General features: G+C 65.1%; 1 protein-coding gene. It reads left to right on the top strand.

Annotated elements, in window-relative coordinates:
* Positions 1–4,263, top strand: a 4,263-nt coding sequence (locus E1H13_RS27065) for an SDR family NAD(P)-dependent oxidoreductase (protein ID WP_206071116.1), incomplete at both ends; no start/stop codon positions are given.

Genomic DNA, 4,263 nt, shown 5'->3' with positions numbered 1-4,263 from the left:
CTCCCCCACCTCCCCCACCTCCCCCACCTCCCCCACCTCCCCCACCTCCCCTGACATCGTCTTTCTCTTCACTGGCCAGGGCTCCCAATCCCCAGGCATGGGGGCGGATCTTTACGCCACCCAGCCAGTCTTTAAGGCCGCCATCGATCGCTGCGCTGATCTGCTCCAGCCCTACCTGGATCAACCCCTGACCACCCTACTGTTTGGAGACGATCACCCCGATGCCGCCCTGCATCAAACCCGCTACACCCAACCCGCCCTGTTTGCCCTGGAATATGCCCTGGCCCAGTTTTGGCTTTCCTGGGGGGTGCGGCCAGCGGCGGTGGTGGGTCACAGTGTCGGGGAATATGTGGCCGCTTGCATCGCTGGGGTGATGGAGTTGGAAGATGGCCTGCGGCTGATGGCCCAGCGGGGCCGACTGATGCAGACCCTGCCAGCCAATGGCGGCATGGTGGCGGTGTTTGCCCCCGCCGCCAAAGTGGCCCCGGCCCTGGCACCCTTCCCAGAAACTGTCTCCCTGGCTACCTTGAATGGCCCCAAACACACGGTAATTGCTGGCCTGCAGTCGGATCTGGACCAGGTGGTTGACCAGCTACACCGCCAGGGGCTGCAAACCAAGCCTTTGCAGGTGTCCCACGCCTTCCACTCGCCCCTGATGGAGCCGGTGCTGAATGTGTTCGAGCAGACTGCCCAGGGCATTCGGTTTAAGCCACCCACGATTCCCCTGGTGTCTAACCTGACTGGGGATTTCGTGGACCAAACCCGGCCCATGGATGCCCACTACTGGCGACGCCAGGCCCGCGAACCGGTGCGGTTTGGCGATGCGATCGCCACCCTGCACCGGGCGGGCTACACCCACTTTCTGGAAGTGGGTCCTCACCCGGTGCTCAGCGCCATGGGCAAACGCTGCGTGGCCGAGGCGATCTGGCTACCCTCCCTGCGACGGGGCCAGGCCAGTTGGCAGACCCTGCTCACCACCCTGGGCCAGCTGTACCGCCAGGGGGTTGATATTGACTGGCACGGCTTTGACCGCCCCTACGATCGCCGCCCCCTGTCTCTGCCCACCTACCCTTTCCAGCGGCAGCGCTACTGGATTGACCTGCCCCTGGCGACCCAGCCCGTGGCCCCCGGCTTAGGTGTGGCTAACCCTCCGGCCCCGGCCACCCAAACGTCCCAGAGTGCGGCCTACCGGATCACCTGGCAGCCCCAGCCGCTCCTAGCGCCCGCTGATGGCCCCAACCCTGGGCTCTGGCTAGTAATCGATGACTGCGATCGGCTGTGGCCTGATCTAGGGGATGCCCTGGCGGCCCAGGGCTTAACCCCGATTCGAGTCACCCTGGGGTCCCAGTTTCAGCAGCGACGACCGGACCACTTCCAGGTCAATCCGGCGGACTTTCAACCGCTCTTTGCGGCCCTGGAAGCGTCTGGCCACGGGCCGATCGCCCATATTCTTTACCTGCCTAAGGCCCTGCCGCTGGCCGCCCCCGACCCCTGGCCTGACCGGGTGGCCGAGCCAGTGCTGGCCCTGCTCCATAGTCTGGTGGCTCAGTCAGGGCCGCTGCCCCGCCTGTGGTTAATCACCCAAGGGGCTCAAGCGGTGCAGCCAGGGGAATCGGTCATTACCCCGCCCCAGGCCGCCCTCTGGGGGTTGGGGCGTACCCTGCGCCTGGAACACCCAGAACTGTGGGGGGGGCTGATTGACCTGCAACCCCTCGCCCCTGAACCCCCGCAACCCAATCCAGCCCTGGTCACCGCTCTGGTGGCCCAGGTTCTGGGGGGTGATGGAGAGGACGAAGTAGCGTTGCGGGCAGGTCAGCGCTGGGTACCCCGGTTGCAGCCGGTAGATCTGGCTGCGATGGCAGAGATGACCGAACCTGCCGAACCGCCAGTTCAGTCGGAGGCGACCTATTTAATTACCGGCGGTACCGGTGGACTGGGGTTACGGCTGGCCCGTTGGTTGGTGGATCAGGGGGCGCGCACCCTGGTGTTGGTCAGTCGGCGGGGGCCGAAAGCCGAGGTGGACGCTGTGTTAGCTCGACTGCGCCAGGCAGGAGCTACGGTGTGGGTAGAAGCTGTGGATGTGGGCGATCGCGCCGCCCTGTCCACCCTGCTCCATCGGATTCAGGCCCAGTTGCCGCCCCTGCGGGGGCTGGTGCATGCGGCGGGCACCCTGGCCGATGGGATGTTGGCCAACCAATCCCTGGAGCAGTTCCATCGAGTCATGCCTGCTAAGCTGCAAGGGGCCTGGAATCTACACCAGTTGACCCAATCCATTTCCCTGGACTGGTTTGTGTTGTTTTCCTCTGTCACCTCCCTGCTGGGGTCACCGGGCCAGGGCAACTATGCCGCCGCCAATGCCGGTCTGGATGCCTTAGCCTATTACCGCCACCAGCGGGGGCTAACCGCCCTCAGCCTCAGTTGGGGGCCCTGGCAAGAGGCGGGCATGGCGGTGGATCATCAAACCAGTGGCACCTCCCTGGGTCAGCGGGGCATGGTCCCCCTGTCCGTTGGCGAAGGGTTGCAGTGGCTGGGTACCGTCCTACGGCGGGGAGCCGCTCTGCCCTCTCCCCATCTCGGCATCGCTCACCTGGACTGGGCTCGACTGCGGCGCTACCTGCCCACCGCTGCCCTGCCCCCGGTCCTATCCCAGGTGCTGCCCCAGGCAGAGGCTCCAGCCACCGCGATCGCCCCTAGCACCGAGCCATCCCGCCTGGAACAATTACTCGCCCTATCCCCAGCCCAGCGGACCGAGGCCCTCCAGACCTACTTTCAAACCCAGGTGGCCGCCGTCACCGGCCTGACGGGCACCATTTCCCTGGATACTTCCCTGCTGGATTTGGGCCTGGATTCCTTGATGACCATGGACCTGCTGGCCCTGTGCAAGCAAGACCTACAGTTGGTGCTATACCCCCGGGAGGTGCTGGCCCATCCCACCATCGCTGACCTATCGGCCTATGTGGCCCGGGAACTAGTGCGAGTACACCAGCCCCAAGACAGGCCCCAAGACCGGCCCGAAGACAAGGCTGACTCAGCCCCCGGGGAGGATCTATCCCAGACCCCCTGGCAGCCCCCGGCCCCCCTGTCCCCCCCCGTCCGACGCAACCCGCCCATGGTGTTCTTGCTGTCGGCCCCCCGCTCTGGCTCCACTCTACTGCGGGTAATGCTGGCGGGCCACCCGGACCTGTTCTGCCCCCCCGAGCTGCATCTGCTGCCCTTCAATACCCTGGCCGCCCAGCAATCGGCCCTGGGTCACAGCTACCTGCAGGAGGGATTGCAGCGGGCGGTGATGGAACTGCTCCAGGTGGAGGCCGACCCAGCCGCCGACCTGTTGGCGGAATGGCGGCAACATCAGTTGTCCACCGCCACCGTGTACGACAAGCTGCAGCAAATGGCCGGGGACCGCCTGCTGGTGGATAAATCCCCCACCTACAGCCTCAGCCTGGACACCCTGCACCGAGCGGAGCAGATATTTGAGGGGGCTAAGTACATTCACCTGGTGCGTCACCCCTATGCGGTGATTGATTCCTTTGTGCGGAACCGCATGCACAAGATCTTTGATCTGGACCCCGCTGACCCCTACCGGCTGGCGGAGCAGGTGTGGCAGGTGTGCAACCAAAATAGCCTCGACTTCTTGCAGACCGTTGACGGCGATCGCCACTATTTCCTGCGCTACGAAGACCTGGTCACCGATCCAGAAACCGCCATGGCGGATCTCTGTCGCTTCCTGGAGGTGCCCTTTGACCCGGCGGTGCTCACCCCCTATCAAGGGCGGCGCATGACCGACGGGGTAAGTGCCCAGTCCCTGGCGGTGGATGACCCCAACTTTCGCCAGCGTCGCCAAATTGAGGCCCACCTGGCCGATGCCTGGCAGGCGATCCATCTACCCCATCCACTCCAGGGGGTTAACCAAGCCCTGGCGGCGCAGTTTAGTTATGCGTTGCCGCGAGAACAGCCGCCCGGTCCCGGGCAGTCTGCCCCTCCCCACCTCCCCACCTCCCCACTCCCTCACCCCCCCACTCCCCCACTCCCCCACTCCCCCACCTCCCTACCCGCCGACTACCTTCCCCTGACGGCCATGACCGAAACCTGGGTTACCCTACGGGGACGGCAACATTGCCTTTGCCACTGGGGACCTGAGAATGGCTCCCTGGTGCTTTGTCTCCATGGCATTTTGGAGCATGGAGCGGCCTGGGATGGGGTGGCCTATGGTCTGGCCCAGCAGGGTTACCATGTGGTGGCTCCAGACCTGCGGGGCCACGGGCG

Origin of the sequence: Nodosilinea sp. P-1105, from assembly GCF_012911975.1 — a bacterium.
Lineage (GTDB): Bacteria > Cyanobacteriota > Cyanobacteriia > Phormidesmidales > Phormidesmidaceae > Nodosilinea.
Note: the sequence above shows the minus strand (reverse complement) of the source record. Positions and strands in the feature narration are given on the sequence as shown.